17 protein-coding genes are annotated in these 17,231 nt (G+C 72.3%); 7 read left to right on the top strand and 10 right to left on the bottom strand.

Annotated elements, in window-relative coordinates; all coding sequences use genetic code 11:
- The first annotated feature begins 1 nt into the window (after window position 1).
- Complete coding sequence (locus ACODT5_RS08125; RefSeq protein ID WP_422518502.1) at window positions 2-2,065, top strand: SpoIIE family protein phosphatase; 2,064 nt, start codon at window positions 2-4, stop codon at window positions 2,063-2,065.
- Between the two features lie 24 nt (window positions 2,066-2,089).
- On the opposite strand, the gene ACODT5_RS08120 is transcribed toward ACODT5_RS08125, so the two are convergent.
- Window positions 2,090-2,443: a hypothetical protein gene (locus tag ACODT5_RS08120; RefSeq protein ID WP_422518501.1), complete on the bottom strand. Its 354-nt coding sequence runs from the start codon at window positions 2,441-2,443 to the stop codon at window positions 2,090-2,092.
- A gap of 147 nt (window positions 2,444-2,590) precedes the next feature.
- Between ACODT5_RS08120 and ACODT5_RS08115 the strand changes: the two genes are divergently transcribed.
- Together ACODT5_RS08115 and ACODT5_RS08110 are read left to right on the top strand one after the other, a co-directional pair.
- Window positions 2,591-3,451, top strand: a complete 861-nt coding sequence (locus ACODT5_RS08115; RefSeq protein WP_422518500.1) for an Fpg/Nei family DNA glycosylase — start codon at window positions 2,591-2,593, stop codon at window positions 3,449-3,451.
- A 59-nt stretch (window positions 3,452-3,510) separates the two neighbouring features.
- On the top strand, window positions 3,511-3,915 hold the full coding sequence (locus ACODT5_RS08110; RefSeq protein WP_422518499.1) for a hypothetical protein: 405 nt from the start codon (window positions 3,511-3,513) through the stop codon (window positions 3,913-3,915).
- Between the two features lie 27 nt (window positions 3,916-3,942).
- On the opposite strand, the gene ACODT5_RS08105 is transcribed toward ACODT5_RS08110, so the two are convergent.
- The 3 genes from ACODT5_RS08105 to ACODT5_RS08095 all read right to left on the bottom strand — a co-directional run bounded on the left by ACODT5_RS08105 (window position 3,943) and on the right by ACODT5_RS08095 (window position 5,390).
- Entirely contained in the window at window positions 3,943-4,407 is a 465-nt protein-coding gene (locus ACODT5_RS08105) for a hypothetical protein (protein WP_243341408.1), read from the bottom strand.
- A gap of 263 nt (window positions 4,408-4,670) precedes the next feature.
- A complete protein-coding gene (locus tag ACODT5_RS08100; RefSeq protein WP_422518498.1) occupies window positions 4,671-4,826 on the bottom strand; it encodes a hypothetical protein in 156 nt (51 codons plus the stop codon).
- A gap of 24 nt (window positions 4,827-4,850) precedes the next feature.
- A complete protein-coding gene (locus tag ACODT5_RS08095; protein ID WP_422518497.1) occupies window positions 4,851-5,390 on the bottom strand; it encodes a sigma-70 family RNA polymerase sigma factor in 540 nt (179 codons plus the stop codon).
- A 284-nt stretch (window positions 5,391-5,674) separates the two neighbouring features.
- On the opposite strand from ACODT5_RS08095, the gene ACODT5_RS08090 reads away from it, so the two are divergent.
- On the top strand, window positions 5,675-6,889 hold the full coding sequence (locus tag ACODT5_RS08090) for a CapA family protein (protein WP_422518496.1): 1,215 nt from the start codon (window positions 5,675-5,677) through the stop codon (window positions 6,887-6,889).
- A 48-nt stretch (window positions 6,890-6,937) separates the two neighbouring features.
- On the opposite strand, the gene ACODT5_RS08085 is transcribed toward ACODT5_RS08090, so the two are convergent.
- Window positions 6,938-7,663, bottom strand: coding sequence for a DUF4328 domain-containing protein (locus tag ACODT5_RS08085; protein WP_422518495.1), 726 nt, complete (start codon window positions 7,661-7,663; stop codon window positions 6,938-6,940).
- A 155-nt stretch (window positions 7,664-7,818) separates the two neighbouring features.
- Window positions 7,819-8,280, bottom strand: coding sequence for a universal stress protein (locus ACODT5_RS08080; protein ID WP_422518494.1), 462 nt, complete (start codon window positions 8,278-8,280; stop codon window positions 7,819-7,821).
- Window positions 8,281-8,364: 84 nt separating this feature from the next.
- On the opposite strand from ACODT5_RS08080, the gene lysX reads away from it, so the two are divergent.
- Together lysX and ACODT5_RS08070 are read left to right on the top strand one after the other, a co-directional pair.
- Window positions 8,365-11,679, top strand: a complete 3,315-nt coding sequence (gene lysX, locus ACODT5_RS08075) for a bifunctional lysylphosphatidylglycerol synthetase/lysine--tRNA ligase LysX (protein WP_422518493.1) — start codon at window positions 8,365-8,367, stop codon at window positions 11,677-11,679.
- Window positions 11,680-11,813: 134 nt separating this feature from the next.
- The gene (locus tag ACODT5_RS08070; RefSeq protein WP_422518492.1) at window positions 11,814-12,698 is read left to right on the top strand and encodes a polysaccharide deacetylase family protein; all 885 of its coding nucleotides are present in this window, start codon (window positions 11,814-11,816) and stop codon (window positions 12,696-12,698) included.
- 58 nt (window positions 12,699-12,756) lie between these two features.
- Here the strand turns inward: ACODT5_RS08070 and ACODT5_RS08065 are convergent, their stop codons facing one another.
- Window positions 12,757-13,446, bottom strand: a complete 690-nt coding sequence (locus ACODT5_RS08065; protein ID WP_422518491.1) for a class F sortase — start codon at window positions 13,444-13,446, stop codon at window positions 12,757-12,759.
- Window positions 13,447-13,798: 352 nt separating this feature from the next.
- On the opposite strand from ACODT5_RS08065, the gene ACODT5_RS08060 reads away from it, so the two are divergent.
- On the top strand, window positions 13,799-14,314 hold the full coding sequence (locus ACODT5_RS08060; RefSeq protein WP_385368089.1) for a hypothetical protein: 516 nt from the start codon (window positions 13,799-13,801) through the stop codon (window positions 14,312-14,314).
- Window positions 14,315-14,461: 147 nt separating this feature from the next.
- Here ACODT5_RS08060 and ACODT5_RS08055 read toward each other — a convergent pair whose 3' ends face one another.
- The 3 genes from ACODT5_RS08055 to ACODT5_RS08045 all read right to left on the bottom strand — a co-directional run bounded on the left by ACODT5_RS08055 (window position 14,462) and on the right by ACODT5_RS08045 (window position 16,319).
- Window positions 14,462-15,082 (bottom strand): hypothetical protein, encoded by a 621-nt coding sequence (locus ACODT5_RS08055; RefSeq protein WP_422518490.1) that lies wholly within the window; start codon window positions 15,080-15,082, stop codon window positions 14,462-14,464.
- Between the two features lie 280 nt (window positions 15,083-15,362).
- Window positions 15,363-16,133: a bestrophin-like domain gene (locus ACODT5_RS08050; protein WP_422518489.1), complete on the bottom strand. Its 771-nt coding sequence runs from the start codon at window positions 16,131-16,133 to the stop codon at window positions 15,363-15,365.
- A 39-nt stretch (window positions 16,134-16,172) separates the two neighbouring features.
- Window positions 16,173-16,319 carry a hypothetical protein gene (locus ACODT5_RS08045; protein WP_422518488.1) on the bottom strand — a complete coding sequence of 49 codons (147 nt, stop codon included), beginning with the start codon at window positions 16,317-16,319 and terminating at the stop codon, window positions 16,173-16,175.
- Between the last annotated feature and the right edge of the window lie 912 nt (window positions 16,320-17,231).

The raw sequence follows: 17,231 nt of genomic DNA, 5'->3' as shown, positions 1-17,231 counted from the left end.
CGTGTGTCATGGTGGACCGGTGCCGACCGCCGTATCGCTGCCGGAGGACTGGCCCGCACACCCGGACCGGTCCCTCTCGCTGAACCGCATGGGCAGTTTCGACTGGGACCTGGTCACCGGTCTCATGCACATGGACTCGGCCGCCCTCGAGGTCTTCGACACCACCCCCGAGGATTACGACGGCCGGCCCGGCTCGCTGTCGCCGCGCGTCCCGCCCGCCGAGGGTGCCCGGCTCGACGCGCTGGTCTCCTCGGCCCTCAAGAGCGGGGTCGACAGCTACGGCGCCTACTTCCGCATCCGCTGCCACGACGGCCAACTGCGCTGGACGCACACCCAGGGACGGGTCATGCGCGGCCCGGACGGCCGCCCGTACCGGATCATCGGCATCGTCCGCGACGCCACCGACGAGCTCAGTCATTCGGCGGAACGCCTCGGGCTGGACGAGGAGCGGCGCCGCCAGACGTCCGTGGTCGAGTCCACCACCGCCGCGCTCGCGCACGCCCGTACCGTCCAGGACGTCATCGACGCGCTCGGCGACGCCCACGGCCTGGAACGGCTCGGGTCCATGGGCATGGTGATGGGACTGGTCGAAGCCGGCCGGATCCACCTCGTCGCCGAGGGCCCCGCGGGCAGCTTCGTCCCCGGTACCCGCTACACCCGCATCGACGAGCAGTACCCGATGAGCGAGGTGGTGCGCTCGCTCCAGCCGCGCTTCCTGGACTCCGCGGCCGAGTTCGCCGCCGGCTATCCCGGGCTCTGGGCGAAGATCTCGTCCATGCACATCTCGGCGGCCGCCTACCTGCCGCTGATCGCCCAGGCCCGCCCGATCGGCGCGATCGGCCTGCTCTACCGGGACAAGGACGGCTTCACCCAGGAGGAGCGGAACCTGCTCGTCGCGCTCGGCAGCAGCATCGCCCAGAGCCTCCAGCGGGCGATGCTGCTGGAGCAGGAGCACGATCTGGCGGAGGGTCTCCAGCAGGCGATGCTGCCGCGCCGGATCCCCTCGGTACCGGGCGCCGAGATCGCCGTACGGTACCGCTCGGCCCGGATGGGCCGGGACATCGGCGGCGACTGGTACGACGTCATCCCGCTGCCCGGCGGCCGGGTCGGCGCGGTCATCGGCGACGTCCAGGGCCACGACACGCACGCGGCGGCGGTCATGGGCCAGCTGCGGATCGTGCTGCGCGCCTACGCCGCCGAAGGGCACTCGCCCGCCACCGTCATGGCCCGGGCCTCCGTCTTCCTGCACGAGCTGGACACCGACCGCTTCGCCACCTGCACGTACGTCGAGGCCGACCTCTCGACCGGGGTGCTGCAACTGGTCCGGGCCGGCCACATCGACCCCCTGATGCGCACCCGGGACGGCGGCTGCGAGCGCCTCGCGCTGGAGGGCGGGATGCCGCTGGGGCTGTCCGCGGAGTTCGGGCTGCTGGAGTACCCGGTGACCACGGTCGAGATGGGACCGGGGGAAACGCTTCTGCTGTGCACGGACGGCCTGGTGGAACAACCCGGAGCCGACCTCGACGACGGCATCCGCCTCCTCGCCTCCCTCGTCCGCACCGGACCGGCCGACCTGGCCCTGCTCGCGGACCGGCTGTGCGAGGTCGTCGACGACCGGGGCGGCGACGACGACATGGCCCTGCTGCTGCTCCGCCGCGACGCCGAGGAGGCCCAGCAGGCCGGCGGCCGGCTCCAGCAGCACGTGGCCCCCGGCGACCCCGAAGCCCTCGTTTCGGCCCGCCACATGATCGGCGCGGCGGTGCGGGCGTGGGGCGCGCGGGACCGGGCGGACGAGATCGAGCTGATCGCCGACGAGCTCATCGTCAACGCCCTCATGCACACCGACGGTCCCGCCATCGTGACGCTGCGGGTCCTGAGCGGCCCCGAACGCAGGCTCCGCGTCGAGGTCGAGGACCGCTCCAGCGCCCTGCCCCGGCGCAGGGAGGCGGGCGACTCCGGGGTCTCGGGACGCGGCCTGATGCTGGTGGACCGGCTGGCGGACGTCTGGGGCGTGGAATCGCGGGGGAGCGGCAAGTGCGTGTGGTGCGAGTTCACGATGCCGTGAGCTGCCGCTGCCGCTGCCGCTGCCTCAGCGGAACTCGTGCACCACCTGGATCGCGCCGACGATGTGAGCGTTGAAGTCGTCCAACTCCTTGGCCGGAACCCACAGCTCGAGGATCGTCCGTCCCCCGGCCTGCTGGACGGGGTACCGGCTCAGGAACTCGGACTCGACCTCGAACCGGGTCACGAAGCCGACGCCGCTGTGCTTCACGTTCCAGTCCCTCGCGATCCTGATCGCGTAGTCCTCGTTGAGGACCGGGTAGAAGATCGGCTGCTCGGGGAGCCGGGGCGGCCAAGCGCGCCAGTTCAGGCCGCGGACCAGGTCCAGCTCCTCGGGGCCGGTGGGGCGCCACAGGGTCGTCGTTGCTCGCCGGCTGGTCATGTGAATCGCTCTCCGGGTGCGGAAGGCCGCTGGTACGGCTGCTCGGAGAGCGGACAGTACCGGCGCGGGCGACTCGACTGCCACACCGTTTCCGCACCGGGACGTCCCCGGCTCGCGCTCCGCCCGGGGCCGCGGCAGGCTGGGGGCATGCCCGAGCTGCCCGAAGTCGAGGCCCTGAGGGGGTTCCTCGACGAGCACCTCGCCGGGCGGGTGGTCGAGCGCGTCCTCCCGCTCGCCGTGAGCGTGCTCAAGACGTACGACCCGCCCCTGACCGCGCTCGAAGGGCAGCGGGCCGGGGCCACGGCCCGGTACGGCAAGTTCCTCGCCCTGCGGATCGGCGAACTGCACCTCGTCACCCACCTCGCCCGGGCCGGCTGGCTGCGCTGGATCGACACCGTTCCCGACCGGCCGCCGCGACCCGGCAAGGGGCCGCTCGCCCTGCGCCTCGTCCTGGAGGGCGGCGGCGGGTTCGACCTCACCGAGGCCGGGACCCAGAAGCGGCTCGCCGTGTACGTGGTCCGCGATCCGCAGGAGGTCCCCGGGATCGCCCGGCTCGGCCCGGACCCGCTCTCCGAGGACTTCGGCCGCGAGGCCTTCGGCGCGCTGCTCGCCGGGGAACGGCGGCAGATCAAGGGCGTGTTGCGCGACCAGAGCGTCATCGCGGGCATCGGCAACGCCTACAGCGACGAAATCCTCCACCACGCCAAGGTCTCGCCCTTCAAACTGGCCGCCTCCTTCGACGAGGCGCAGGTGGACCAGTTGTACGCGGCCGTCGAGGAGACCCTGCGCACGGCCGTCGAGCGGGCGCACGGAGTGGCCGCCGGACGCCTCAAGGCAGAGAAGAAGAGCGGGATGCGGGTCCACGGCCGCGCGGGCGAGCCCTGCCCGGTGTGCGGGGACACCGTCCGCTCGGTCTCTTTCGCCGACTCCTCGCTCCAGTACTGCGCCACGTGCCAGACCGGGGGCAAGCCGCTCGCCGACCGGCGGCTGTCGAAGCTGCTGAAGTAGGTCCCGGGGCCCTTCCCGGGAGGGTTCCGGGCGGCCCGGCTCCGGTTAGACTCCGGCCCATGGCCGAGGAGCAGCAGCCGCAGCCGCCCCGGAGGGAGGTCGTCACGGGGGTCCCGCGCGGCAGCCGCCGCAGGCCCCCGGCGCACACGCCGGCCCGCTCCGAGATCTCCGAGCAGACCACCCTCGGAGCCACCTACGTACGGGCCCTCATGCGCAGCCAGCTCCGCGCCGGACTCGGCGCCCTGGCCGCGCTCGTCCTCCTGGTGGGCCTGCTGCCCCTGCTGTTCCTGGTCCCGCGGGTGGCGTCGGGCCCGCTGGTCTGGGTCGTGCTCGGGGTCCTGGTGTATCCGGTGCTGTGGTGCGTCGCCCGCGCCTACGTGATCCGGGCCGAGCGCAACGAGGCCGCCTTCACCGGGCTGGTCACCGACCCGACGGAGCCGCCGGGGCCGCGCCGGCCGCAGTAGCGGGCCGGGCGCGGCACGTACGCGCCCTCAGAACAGGTGCATCGCCAAGTGCCCCAGCGGGAGCCCGAGTTGCCAGGCCGGGGTCCAGACCCGGGCGTTCTCGTCCAGGCCCGGCGGGGTGTCGGCGTGGCCGTGGCGCCCCGGGTCGAGGTTGGTGGCGAACAGCTCCGTGTGGTCCAGCCAGCGCCAGGCCGCCCGGGCCAGTTCCAGGTCGGGGTCCTCGCCCCGGCCGCGCTCGCGGGCCTCCTCGCCCAGCGCGAGGAACCGGGTGTGGACCCAGTCGCGCCAGGGGTGCCCGTACGCCGTCAGCGACATCCACTCGTCGAGCTGCGAGACGACCCGGATCCCGGAGAGTTCGCCGGCGGCGTCCGAGAGGTAGATGGTCAGCGCGAGCGTGTCGCGTCCGGCGCGGAACTCCAGGGTGCTGACCGGGATCAGCCGGCCCGTGCGCAGCAGTTCGTCGGCGATGTACTCCGCGTAGAGCCATGCCATGGGCACCGCGAGCCCACCGTCACTGGTGCCGTTCGTACCCTCGGGCTGCACCGTTCCACCTTCTCCCGCAAGCGTCGAGTCTTCCCGCCGTCAACGCCGAGCCTTCCTTGCGCGGCTCGCGGATCGGGGGATGTTTACTCAACTTGAACGCTCCCATGCCTGTTTCGATGCGGTTCGTGTCCGCTTCGACGGCGTTCAGGCCATTCTTTGACGCGTTCGTCGTAGGTCGTCGGGCCGTGGGTCCTCCTCCGGAACCGGACCGGTCAGACCGTGGCGATCACGGCGTGGCGTTCGTCGGTCACCGCGCGCCCCCACAAGGCCGCGTCGTCGCCGAGGGGTTCGACGCGCACGGTGGTGACGAGCGGTCGTACGGCGGCGGCGAGTTCGTCGGCGCCGACGCCGCGTCCCGCAGCCGGCACTGGCAACGCCCCGGGCGCCGGCCCTCAGGCACCTAGTCCGTACCCGTAGCCCTGGAGGCCCTTCCGCAGGGCGCGCAGGGCGTAGTACGTACGGGACTTGACCGTACCCGCCGGAATGCCGAGCTCCGCCGCGGCCTCGGCCACCGAGCGGTCCTGGAAGTAGACCTGCACCAGTACGTCCCGGTGCTCGGGCCCCAGTGATCCCACCGCCCGGCGTACGTCGATGGCGGTCACCGAGCCCGCCACCGCGTCCCCCGGCGCCGGTGCCTGCTCCAGCCCCGTCGGGTCCACCTCCAGGGGCCTGGACAGGCGTGCCCGGCGGGCGTCTATGGCGAGCCGCCGGGCCACCGTGAACAGCCAGGGCCGCAGGGACTCGTAGTCGCTCCCCAGGACCTCCGGATGCTGCCAGAGGCGCAGGAGGGTCTCCTGCACGAGGTCTTCCGCGCGCTGGGCGTCACCGGCCGTCAGGCCCAGCAGGAAACCGAACAGGGCCCGTCCGTGTTCGCGCTGGAGTTCGGCCAGTGCCTCGGGGTCGGTGTGTCGGAGGGCGGGGGCAAGGGGCACGGGAGGCTCCTTCCGGGGGGCGGTGCGGGGGTGGTCGAGGTCGACGGATCCACCCTGACCTGCACCGGGCCCGCCCGGAACCGTCCCGCCCGGACGGTGCGCCCAAGCACCCGGGTCATCCGGTGGGCGGCCGCGCCGGGCGGTGAACGGTCGAACGGCGCGCCGAACGGCCATTGGGGTGAGTGTGCGGCCGGCCGGCGGAGCCGTTCCTTGACTTCAGGCGTCTCTTTCTATGGATTGACGGAAGATCATGTAGTCGTATTAATCAAGGAGAGCTGGGACCGATGACCGCGCGCACCCGCCACGCCCTCGCACTGCTGACCGCCGTGGTGCTGTCGGCCGTAGCCGGCTGTTCTGCCGGCGGGGACCCCGCGCCGGCCCGCCTCGGCGGGTCCCGGACCACCCAGGCGCCCTCCGGCGCTCCCGGATCGACCACGGCCCCCGCCGCCGGCTCGATGAAGGGCTTCACCCTCGTCGCGAGCGGCGACGTGCTGCCCCACGAGTCGGTCATCCGGCGGGCGGCCTCCGACGCGGACGGCGACGGCCACGACTTCCGGCCGATGTTCTCCGCGGTCAAGCCGATCGTCTCGGCCGCCGACCTGGCCCTCTGCCACATGGAGACCATCTACGGGCCGGATGGCGGCCCGTTCACCGGCTACCCCGCCTTCCAGTCCCCGCCCGAGGTCGCCGACGGCCTCAAGGACGCCGGGTACGACGGCTGCTCCACGGCCTCGAACCACACCCTCGACGGTGGTCGCGCCGGGCTGAAGCGCACCCTCGACCGCTTCGACAAGGTCGGTCTGAAGCACGCGGGGTCGGCCCGTACGGAGGCCGAGGCGGGCACCGTGACGATGTACGCGGCGGGCTCCGCGAAGGTCGCGCACCTCGCGTACACGTACGACACCAACGGCTACCCGATGCCCGAGGGCCAGCCCTGGGCGGTCAACCTGATGGAGCAGGAGAAGATCATCGCGGACTCCCGGGCGGCCCGGAAGGCGGGCGCCGACGTGGTCCTCGTCAGCCTCCACTGGGGCACCGAATGGCAGACCGCACCGGACGAGAAGCAACTCGCGCTCGGCAAGGCGCTGACCGCCTCGCAGACCGGCGGCCGCCCCGACGTGGACATGATCCTCGGCACGCACGCCCACATTCCGCAAGCGTACGAGAAGGTCAACGGGACCTGGATCGTCTACGGCATGGGCGACCAGGTGGCCGGCGAGATGTTCAACTACAGCGGCGCCCGCGACATGCGCGGCAACTACGGTTCCATCGGCCGCTTCACCTTCGCCCCGCCGGCCGCCCCCGGGCAGCGCTGGCAGGTCACCAAGGCCGAGTTCGTCCCGCAGATGATGGACCTCGGAGCGGGCCGGGTCGTCAACCTCCCGGCCGCCCTCGCCCAGTCGCCCGGCCGCGAGGACTACGAGGAGGCCCGCGACGAGATCACCGAGGCCGTCCTCGGCCGCGGCGCGGCCAAGGACGGGCTGACGATGGCGAAGTAGGCCCGAAGGGGGCTGGAGGGGGGCCGCCCAGGGACCGAGGGGGCGGGGTCAGGCCGCGGCGTTCGGACCCTGGGCGGCCTTGACGGCCTGGAGCGCGGTCAGCTTGCGCACGAACAGGACGGCCAGCACGGCGGCCAGGACGATGACCAGGTCCGCGACCACGGCGAGGGCAGAGGCGTCGCGGACCGCCTCGCCACCGACCGCCTGCCTGTACTCGTACGAGCCGAGCCCGTTGAGGAGCCAGGCGGCCACACATGCCAGCCACCACGCGACCACCGGGGCACCCGAGACGGAGCGGAAGGAGCCGTCGGGCGCGTTCTGCGTGCTGGCGTTCCAGGTCTCCCGTGCCGTCCGGTACGGGAAGAAGAGGTTCGCGATCGGGACGAACCACCCACCGATGGCCCAGCCGGCGGACTGACTGAAGCCGTCGGGGCGGAACACCTCGGCATTGCAGCGGACCCGGTGGAACCACACGATGAAGACCGCGATCGTCGCCAGCATCGTGAGGCTCTCGGCCAATCCGACCAGGTTGATGAGGATGTCGTGCGAGACGATCTCGCCGTGGATGATGCTCTGGGGATCGGCGAGCACCTCCTCTATCTGCTGCCACCTGTACAGCTTTCCCCAGGCCGAGAGCAGAGTGAACACCGCTCCCACGGACAGCAGCACGATCACCGCGGTCGCGGTCGCCTGCGGGGAGCGCAGGACCTGGGCGGGCCGGGACGGCGGAAAGGGCGACGGTGACGGCGACGGACCGGGCGCGATCGAGGACATGACGAAGTACCCCCCACGGGAACATGTGCGACGTATGACAGGGAAGCGGAACGGCCTACAGGCCGTCCGAGCTGCCCGAACATACGTCAGCAGCGGCGCCGACGTCTACGGTGATCATGTTGCGCAGGCAAAGAAATGCGGTGGTCGCCCACCGTTTACGGAACCACCGTGACCGGCCAGCGCCCCGCCTTTACCAGGCGGATCGCCACCGAGCCCACGATCCGGTGCCCGGCCTGCTCCGAGGCCCCGACCACCACCGCGTCCGCCATCAGCTCCTCCGCCGCGCCCACCAGCCCGGCGTACGCGTCCCCGCGGAAGGTGTGGAACTGCCAGCGGACGTCGTAGACGCCCTTCAGCCGCTCCGCGGACTCCCGGATCTCGGCCACCAGCCCCTCCGCGATCTCCTCGGTGGCCTCCGACACCGGAGCCCCCAGCGAGGCTCCGGCCGGCATCACCGGCTGGACGTACACCAGCGCCAGCAGCGCGTTCTGCCGCCGGGCCAGCCCCGCCGCGTAGGCGGCCGCGCGGAGCGAGGACTGCGAACCGTCCACCCCGGCGAGGATCACCTTCGGACCGTCCGTACCGCGCTCGAATCCCGTACCCACGTCCTCTGTCACCCTTCCGAGGTTAGGGCGTGTGGTGCCACACGCCCTGACCCGCTCACCGCGCGAAGGGGCGCGGCCCTCCTTACAGTGCGAACCATGAGTGCCACCGTGGAGGAGACGCGCGGGACGCGCGGCAGCCGCAGCCGCTTCCTGAACCGGGTGCCCGACGCCTTCGGAGCGTTCTTCGGAACGCTCGGGCTGTTCTGCGCCCTGCTGGCCCTCTCCCCGGCGCTGCGCCGCCTGCTGCGGCCCGTCGTGCGCTTCCTCGACGCCATCGTCGTGCCGGTCAGCGCCAACCTCGCCTACGCCGTCTTCCTCTTCCTCCTCGCCGCCGCACTCGGCATGCGCAAGAAGGTCGCCTGGTGGATCGTCGTCACCTATTTGGCCCTGCTGGTCCTGGTCGACGTGCTGACCGTCGCCGCCGAGGACTACTGGGTGGGCTTCTCCTCCATGGCCCTCGCGATCGCCGCCCTCGTGATCCTGATCGGCGCGCGCAAGGAGTTCAACGCCGCTTCCCGGCCGGGGGCCCTGTGGCGGGCCATGCTCGTGCTCGGGCTCGGCCTGCTCGCGGCGGTCTTCCTCGGCTGGGGCCTGGTCGCGCTGTTCCCGGGCACCCTGCCCAAGGGGCAGTGGCTGGACTGGTCCGCCAAGCAGGTCTTCGGCGGGCTGTTCTCGGCCCGGCAGTTCGACGGACACCCGGCCAGGCCCCTGTACTTCCTGCTCGGCCTCTTCGGCGCCCTCGCCCTGCTGAACGCCGCCGCAACCCTCTTCCGCTCCCAGCGGCTGACCGCCGCCCTGCACGGGGACGAAGAGCCCCGCATCCGGGCCCTGCTGGGCGCCTACGGGCGGGGCGACTCCCTCGGCTACTTCGCCACCCGGCGCGACAAGGCCGTCGTGTTCGCCCCGAACGGCAAGGCCGCCGTCACCTACCGGGTCGAGGCCGGCGTCTGCCTCGGCAGCGGCGACCCCGTCGGCGACCCGGCCGCCTGGACCCCCGCCATCGACGCCTGGCTCGCCGTCGCCCGCCGCTACGGCTGGCAGCCCGCCGTCATGGGCGCCTCCGAGGACGGGGCGACCGCGTACGCCCGCTCCGGGCTCGGCGCCCTCCAACTCGGCGACGAGGCCATCCTGCACGTCGCCCACTTCGACCTCGACGGCCGCGACATGCGCGTCACCCGCCAGGCCGTCAACCGCGTCAAGCGGACCGGGGCCAGCACCGTCATCCGCCGCCACTCCGCCCTCTCCGAGGACGAGATGCAGATGATCGTGGACCGGGCCGACAAATGGCGCGACACCGAGACCGAACGCGGCTTCTCCATGGCCCTCGACCGGCTCGGGGACTCCGCCGACGGGGACTGCCTGCTCGTGGAGGCCTTCGACGACAAGGGCGAGCTGATCGCCCTGCTCTCCTTCGTGCCCTGGGGCAAGGACGGCATCTCCCTCGACCTGATGCGCCGCGACCGGGCCGCCCCCAACGGGGTCATGGAGTTCATGGTCGCCGAGCTCTGCGCGGCCGCCCCGGGCCTGGGCGTGCGCCGCATCTCCCTCAACTTCGCCGTCTTCCGCTCCGCCTTCGAAGAGGGCGGCCGGATCGGCGCCGGTCCCGTCCTGAAGGTGTGGCGCAAGCTGCTGCTCTTCTTCTCCCGCTGGTGGCAGCTGGAGGCGCTGTACCGCTCGAACGTCAAGTACGGCCCCGAGTGGTACCCGCGGTTCCTCTGCTTCCAGGACGCCGGCTCGCTCGCCCGGGTCAGCCTCGCCTCCGGCATCGCCGAGGGGTTCGTCTCCGTACCGAGCATGCGCACCCTGTGGGGCAACGGCCACCCGCGCGGGCTCACCGCCCCCGCCACCACCGCCGGCCTGCCGCCCATCGAATCCCTCGGGCTGGAATCCGCAGGGGAGGAGGACGGCGCGGGAGCGCGGTCCGAGCGGCTGCCCGAACAGGTCCGGGTCCGGCACGACAAGCTGGAGCGGATCCGGGCCGCCGGCACCGACCCGTACCCCGTCGGCATCCGGCAGCGCACCCACACGGTCGCCGAGCTGAAGGCCGCGCACCCCGGCTACCCGCCCGGCTCCCGCACCGGCTCGCCGGTCACCGTCGCCGGACGGGTGATGGTCGTACGCGACCTCGGCGGCGTGGTGTTCGCCGTCCTGCGGGACTGGTCGGGGGACATCCAGCTGATGTTCACCCGGGACGAGGCGGGCGCCGCCGTGCTCGGCACCTTCACCTCCCAGGTCGACTTCGGCGACCACGTCGTCGCGAGCGGCGAGGTCGGCGCGAGCAAGAGCGGCGAACTGTCCGTGGTCGTCGACTCCTGGCAGCTCACCGGCAAGTGCCTGCGCCCGCTGCCCGACAAGCGCAAGGGCCTCGCCGACCCCGAGGCCAAGGTCCGCCGGCGCTACCTCGACCTGGTGGCCAGCCCCGAGGCGCGCGACGTCGTACGGGCCCGGTCCAGCGCCGTCCAGGCCCTGCGGCAGGGGCTGCTGGACCGGGGCTACCTGGAGGTCGAGACCCCGATGCTCCAGCAGATCCACGGCGGGGCCAACGCCCGGCCGTTCCGCACCCACATCAACGCCTACGACCTCGACCTGTACCTGCGCATCGCGCCCGAGCTGTACCTGAAGCGGCTGTGCGTGGGCGGCATGGAGAAGGTCTTCGAGATGGGCCGCACCTTCCGCAACGAGGGCGTCTCCTACAAGCACAACCCCGAGTTCACGATGCTGGAGGCCTACGAGGCCTTCGCCGACTACGACGTGATGCTCGACCTGACCCGCGAGCTGATCCAGGGCGCCGCCACGGCCGCCTTCGGCTCGCCCATCGCGCACAAGGCCGGACCGGACGGAAAGCTCGTCGTCCACGACATCTCCGGGCCCTGGCCGGTCAAGACGATGTACGGGGCGATCAGCGAGGCGCTGGGCGAGGAGGTCGACGCCGACACCGAGGAGCACGTCCTGCGGCGGCTGTGCGACCGCGCGGCCGTGCCGCACACCCCCGACAACACCCGGGGCGACGTGGTCCTGGAGATGTACGAGCGGCTCGTGGAGGAGCGGACCAAGCTGCCCACCTTCTACAAGGACTTCCCGACCGACGTCTCCCCGCTCACCCGGCAGCACCGCAAGGACCCCAGGCTCGCGGAGCGCTGGGACCTGGTGGCCTTCGGCACCGAACTGGGCACCGCCTACTCGGAACTGACCGACCCCGTCGAGCAGCGGCGCCGGCTGACCGCGCAGTCGCTGCTGGCGGCGGGCGGGGACCCGGAGGCGATGGAGCTCGACAACGACTTCCTGGACGCGCTGGAGTACGCGATGCCGCCGACCGGCGGCCTGGGCATCGGCGTCGACCGGCTCGTCATGTTCCTCACGGGTCTGACGATCCGGGAGACGCTGCCGTTCCCGCTGGTGCGGCGGGGCTGACCGGCGGCGACGGCCGGAGGGACTGCTCCGAGCGGGTGAGCGGCGGGGGCCGTGTCCGCGCCTCTCGACATCTGCGGCGATGTCGTTGATACGTAGTAGTAATGAAAAATGACGAGCCGACAGTAGGGCGACGCATGCTCCTGCGTTCCGCCGTCTTCCTCGGAGTCGCCGCCGCCGCAGGGCTGCTGACGGGCGGCGAAAACGATCTCCCGACATCGGGCGCGGGGACCCCCGCGGCAGGAGCCGGACCCGGGGCGGTGCCCGGCGGAGCCGCAGGCCCCGGACCCCTCACCGGAGCCCCCGGCCAGCTGCCGCAGTTCCCGCGCGGATCCCCGTACCGGCTCGAGCCGATGACCTCCGAAGGGGCCCCGGAGCGCGCGCCCGCGGCGAAGCCCGCCGTACGGAGCCGGCCGATCCTGGAACTGCCCGCCGACGCCCAACGTGGGTCGGCGAGCGCCATGACCCTCACCTTCGACGACGGGCCCGACCCCCGCTACACCCCGGGCATCCTGGACACCCTCGCGCGCCACGGCGTGCGGGCCATGTTCTTCGTCTGCGGGGAGATGGCCGTGGACAACAAGGACCTGCTGCGCAGGATGGTGGCCGAGGGACACGTCATCGGCAACCACACCTGGACCCATCCGCAGCTCACCAAGATCAGCCGGCCGGCGATGGCCTCCGAGATCGGCCGGACGAGCGAGGTCGTACACCAGGCCGTCGGGACGGCTCCGCTGTGGTTCCGGGCGCCCTACGGGGCATGGAACCGGGCCGCCTTCGAGATCGGCGCGGAGCTCGGCATGGAACCGCTCGCCTGGACCGTGGACACCCTGGACTGGAAGGAGCCGGGCACCACCGCGATCGTGTCGCGGGTCCTCAAGCAGGCCGCGCCCGGGGTGATCGTGCTGAACCACGACGCGGGCGGCAACCGCTCGCAGAGCGTGCAGGCGCTGGCGAGCTACCTGCCGCAACTGCTCGGACGGGGATTCCGGATGACGCTGCCGGAGCTGCCGCCGCACTGAGGGGCCGTACTGGGCGTACCCCCCGCGCGGCGGCGCCGTCCGTCGCCGCGCGGGTGGGTCAGCGGGCCTCCACCATCCGCGCGAACACGACGACGTTGCCGTCGTAGCCGCGCCCCTTCGAGTAGCCGCCGCCACAGGTGATCACCCGGAGCTCCGGGTGCCCGGCGTCCCCGTAGACCCGGGATCCGGGAAAGGTGTTCTTGGAGAAGACCTCCACGCCGTACACCTCGAACACCGCCGTGCGGCCGTCGTAGCGCGCCACCTCGACGCGGCTGCCCTTCTGGACCGAGCCCAGCCCGTAGAAGACCGCGGGACCCTGCGCGTTGTCCACGTGGCCCACGATCACCGCCGAACCCTGCTGGCCCGGCGAGATGCCGTTCAGGTACCAGCCGGCCAGGTTCTTGTCCTGCGGGGGCGGTGCGTCGATCCAGCCCTGCGCGTCCAGCCCGACCGTCATCACCGGTGCGTCCACGCTGATCGACGGGATTCGGATGCGCTGGACCGACGAGTGGCCCAGCACCTCCATGTCCGGCGGCGGCACGGGCGGCTCGGCGGGCGCCTGGTCGGCCTGCGGCCCGACCGCCGACCCGGCCGGTGCGCTGACCGCCGCCGCGGCGGCCGGCTGCGGGGGGCCGTCGCCGGCCTCGGCTCCGTTGCGCATCATGGCGAGGCCGCTGAGCATGACCAGCGCGATCGCACCCCAGGGGGAGCGCCTCCTCGGTGGCCTCTCACCCTCGTCCTCGAGCATGGTTCTCCCTTCCCGACGCGGGGGTCCCGACCCGCGTTCCTGTCCCACCCCTTCACGCCCTACTTCACGCACGCTAAGGCGGTGCGTGCGGGACGGCGATCGGGGAAGGGCGAACGGGTGGTGGGGCCGGAAGGGGTGCGCCCATCCAGGTAATCGTCACATAAATGCCTGACGGGTCGTGACCTGCGGATCCGTCAGCAAACGCGTCCGCGCATCGGCGTGTCGCTCAACCTTGCGGCCCAAAGGTGGAAATGCGCTGGTTGCGGACCGAGCCGAGGGTTCGTGATGGGAGGCGTTCTCGTCGATCTGCCCGGGCCACCGCTCCGGGGCGCTTCCCGCTGGAGGTTCCACCATGCGTGTTCTCCGCGCTCTTACCGTGACCGCGGCGGCCACTTGCGCCGCCATCGCCCTCAGTGCCCCATTCGCCTCCGCGAACCCTGCGGGCGGTCCGCCCTCGGGAGGCAACGGCGGGCCCAGCAATGTCACCGTCAACCCGTACTCCGTGCACCAGGGCTCCACGATGCAGGTCAGCGCGGCCGGTTGCCACCACGGCGGCATCGTCTTCTCGCACGGCAACTTTCCGCAGACGAACCTGTCGGCCGGCTCCATCGGCTTCGCGACCGTCCGGATCTTCAACCACGCCTCGCCCGGGCACCACACACTGTCGGTCAAGTGCCACGACAACAGCCTGGTCGCCACGCACCGCTTCACGATCCTGGACGGCCGAGGCGCCCAGGGCGGCATCGGCGGCTCCCTCGGCCCGTCCACCACCGAGACCGCCATCGGCGCGAGCCTCGTCGGTGCGGCGGCCCTCGGTGCCGGCGCCCACGTGATGCGCCGTCGGCGCCCGATCCGCGGCCGGGCCTGACCGGCCGACCTCCCCGGTCGGCCCGGACAACCGCCGGTCGCCCCGTGTCCTGGCCAGGACACGGGGCGACCGGCGGTTTCGGGAGGATCGCGGGGGTGGGGTGGGGGTGTGCGGGTGGGATGGGTGTGGGCCGGTGGTGCGGCGCGGTCAGTGGACGCGGCGGATGTCGCGGCGGCGCAGGGCGTAGCCGAGACCGACCAGCCCGCCGAGGACGAGTCCCGCGCCGGCGCCGAGCTCCAGCGGATCGAGCCCGGCGATGCTGCCGCCGAGGCCTCCGCGGACGCCGAGGGCGGCGGGGCGCGAAGCGCCCGTACCGGTGCCGGCGCTGGTACCCGTACTCGTACCGGCGACCGCGCTCGGGCTCTTGCGGGCACCGACGGTGGAACTGGTCGTGGGCCTGCCGGTGCCGCCGGTGATCGTGAGGTCCGCCGAGCCGGTCTCGCCGGCGCAGGTGAAGGAGACGGAGTACTGGGCTCCGCGCCGCGCGTCCTGGTCCACGGTGACCCGTGCGGTCTTGCCCCGGTCGATGCTCACGGTGTCGAAGACGCCGGAGGAGACGGTGGCGAAGGCGGCGTTGCAGCCGGTGACGGACAGCACCACTTGGCCGCCGGGGGCGACCGTCGAGGGGGTGATGGCGAAACCGAAGGAGGTGATGGGCGCGGCTTCGGCCGCACGCGCGGCGGGCGCGGCCGCCGCGCCGAACACGAGGAGGGCGCCCGCCGCGGCGGCGCCCAACAGGGCTGTGGGGGAGGTGGGTATCGCGCCCATGGTTGATTCTCCGGATCCCCGAGGAGCAGCCGCGGAACGGTTTCCGCACGTGGGGGGTCGTGCGCCTCGATGTCCGCCACGCTAGGTCCGGGCGCGGTGACCCGCGATCAGGAGCGGGCGAATGGGGCATGGCGGTAGGCCGAACCGGGGACGGGAGGCCCGTCCCCGGTTTGCCGTGCCGCGGTGGGGGGCGGTCGGTTCCCCGGTGCGGTGCGGTGCGGTGCGGTGCGGTGCGGTGCGGTGCGGTGGGGCGTACTACGGCCGCAGGGGCGACGCCGTGTCAGCCGCTCAGGCCCAGATGCGGGAACTGGGAGAGGAACGGCTCGGCGGTGGCGGCGATGCCCCGGCCGAAGGGTGCGTCGAAGTCCCAGATGAGGAACAGCAGGAACGCGATCAGCGCGCTGAACAGCCCCGCCAGCAGCAGTTCCCGGAACGAGCGCCTGATCTGCAGGGTGAAGATCAGGCCCACCGTCACCAGGGCCCCGGCGATCAGGCCGAACCAGACCACCCCGGGCATGGTGGCCCCGGCGCTGAGGCCGCGCGCGTTGCGCGCGTCGTCGACCACGGCGACCTGGTCCACGAGCGGCTGGTACGCCTGGCCCTCGTGGTCGGTCTGCGGTTCGTAGTCCGTCACATCGCGGCGGATGCGTTCCAGCAGCTCCCCGCTGCGGTCCGTCAGTTCGCCGTTCTCGGCCATCTCCTTCCATTCGGTGTCGACGACGTAGGTCACGTAGGCGTCGACGTCGGACCTGATCTTCTTGCGGACCTCGGCCGGGTAGACCTCGGAGCGGACGCTGATTTCGTGCAGGGCCTGCGATTCCTGGCGCACGTACTCCTGGGCGGCCCCGCGGCCCTCCCAGACGCCGGCGATCGCCAGGCCCAGCACGATCGCGTAGATCACGCCGATCATCATCGTCATGTACTCGATGACGTCCGGGGTCTCGCTGGGATCGTCGTCCTCACCGATCCGGCGCTGGTTGAAGAAGGCGATGGACAGCACCACGGCACACGCGGCGGCCATCGCGAGGGACAGGACGAGCCATTCCGACAAGATGACTCCCAATCGATTGCGGGGTGGAATGCGGCTGCTCTAGCGCGGGCGCAGCGCGATGATCGCGAGCACCGCGGGGGTCGCGGTCATCAAGGTGAAGGTCACCGGTGAGATGTGGTGCTCGACCGGCTTGCGGGCCGCCGCGTGGTAGGAGGGGCGCTCGACCGGCTTCTGGGGCGCGGCCACGGGGATCACCCGGGGCGGAGCGGGCGCCGGCGCCGGTGGCGCGGGCGGCTTCACGACGGGTTTCGGGACCGGCTTGGGGGCCGGTTTCGGGGCCGGGGGAGCGGGGGCCGGGCGCGCGGGGGGCGGGGCCGGCTCGGGGGGTTTCGGGACCGGCTTCGGAGCGGGCGGTGGCGGGGGAGGTGGCGGCGGTTTCGGGGTGGGCGTCGGCTTCGGGGGTGGCGGCGGAGGGGGCGGGGTGGGCTTGGGCGGGCACGGCGGTGGAGGCGGCGGCGGGCAGGGCGGATGCCCGTGGTGGCCGCCGTGACCGTGGCCGTGACCACGGCAGTGTCCGCCGTGGCCGTGGCCGTGGCCTTTGCCGTGCCCGGGCTTGTCCGGTCCGACCCGGTTGCCGCGATCGCCCCGGCCGACCTGGTTGCCGCGGTCGCGCGGGCGGCTCTCGTCGCCGTGACGTCCGCCACCTCGGATGCCCCCGGTCGCGCTGCCGAAGACGGACGCGGCGTGCCTGACGGCGCTCGCCCCGTCGCCGGCGTCGATCGTCGCGTATGCGCTGCTATCGGCCATGGCCGGTGTCGCGGACAGGGCCGCCCACAGCAGGACCGGGACTGCCAGCAGGCGCCTGGAAGAGGCTCTTTTCACCCGGGGATCATGGGGTCGCGCGCGCCCGCGCGCGGGAAGGTTGACCTTGGTTCGCCTGAACGGGTGAGGCTTTGGCTATGGAGGTTTGAGCCAGACTCGCTTCGTGTCGGATCGTTCACCGACCTTTTCCCAAAAGGTATTTGTCGGTTTCGGTCATTCCCCGGACGCCGCCCGTCCGGCCTTTGACGTGTGACGAAGAACGGATCACCAATTTCCGCTTTCGCTCGCTCCGTTGGGCAATGATCAGTACATTCGGCTCGGACAGGAGTCCGATCT

This window comes from Streptomyces tatrensis, from assembly GCF_049310065.1.
GTDB lineage: Bacteria > Actinomycetota > Actinomycetes > Streptomycetales > Streptomycetaceae > Streptomyces.
The sequence above is the reverse complement of the archived record's forward strand: the minus strand, read 5'-3'. Positions and strand labels throughout refer to the sequence as shown.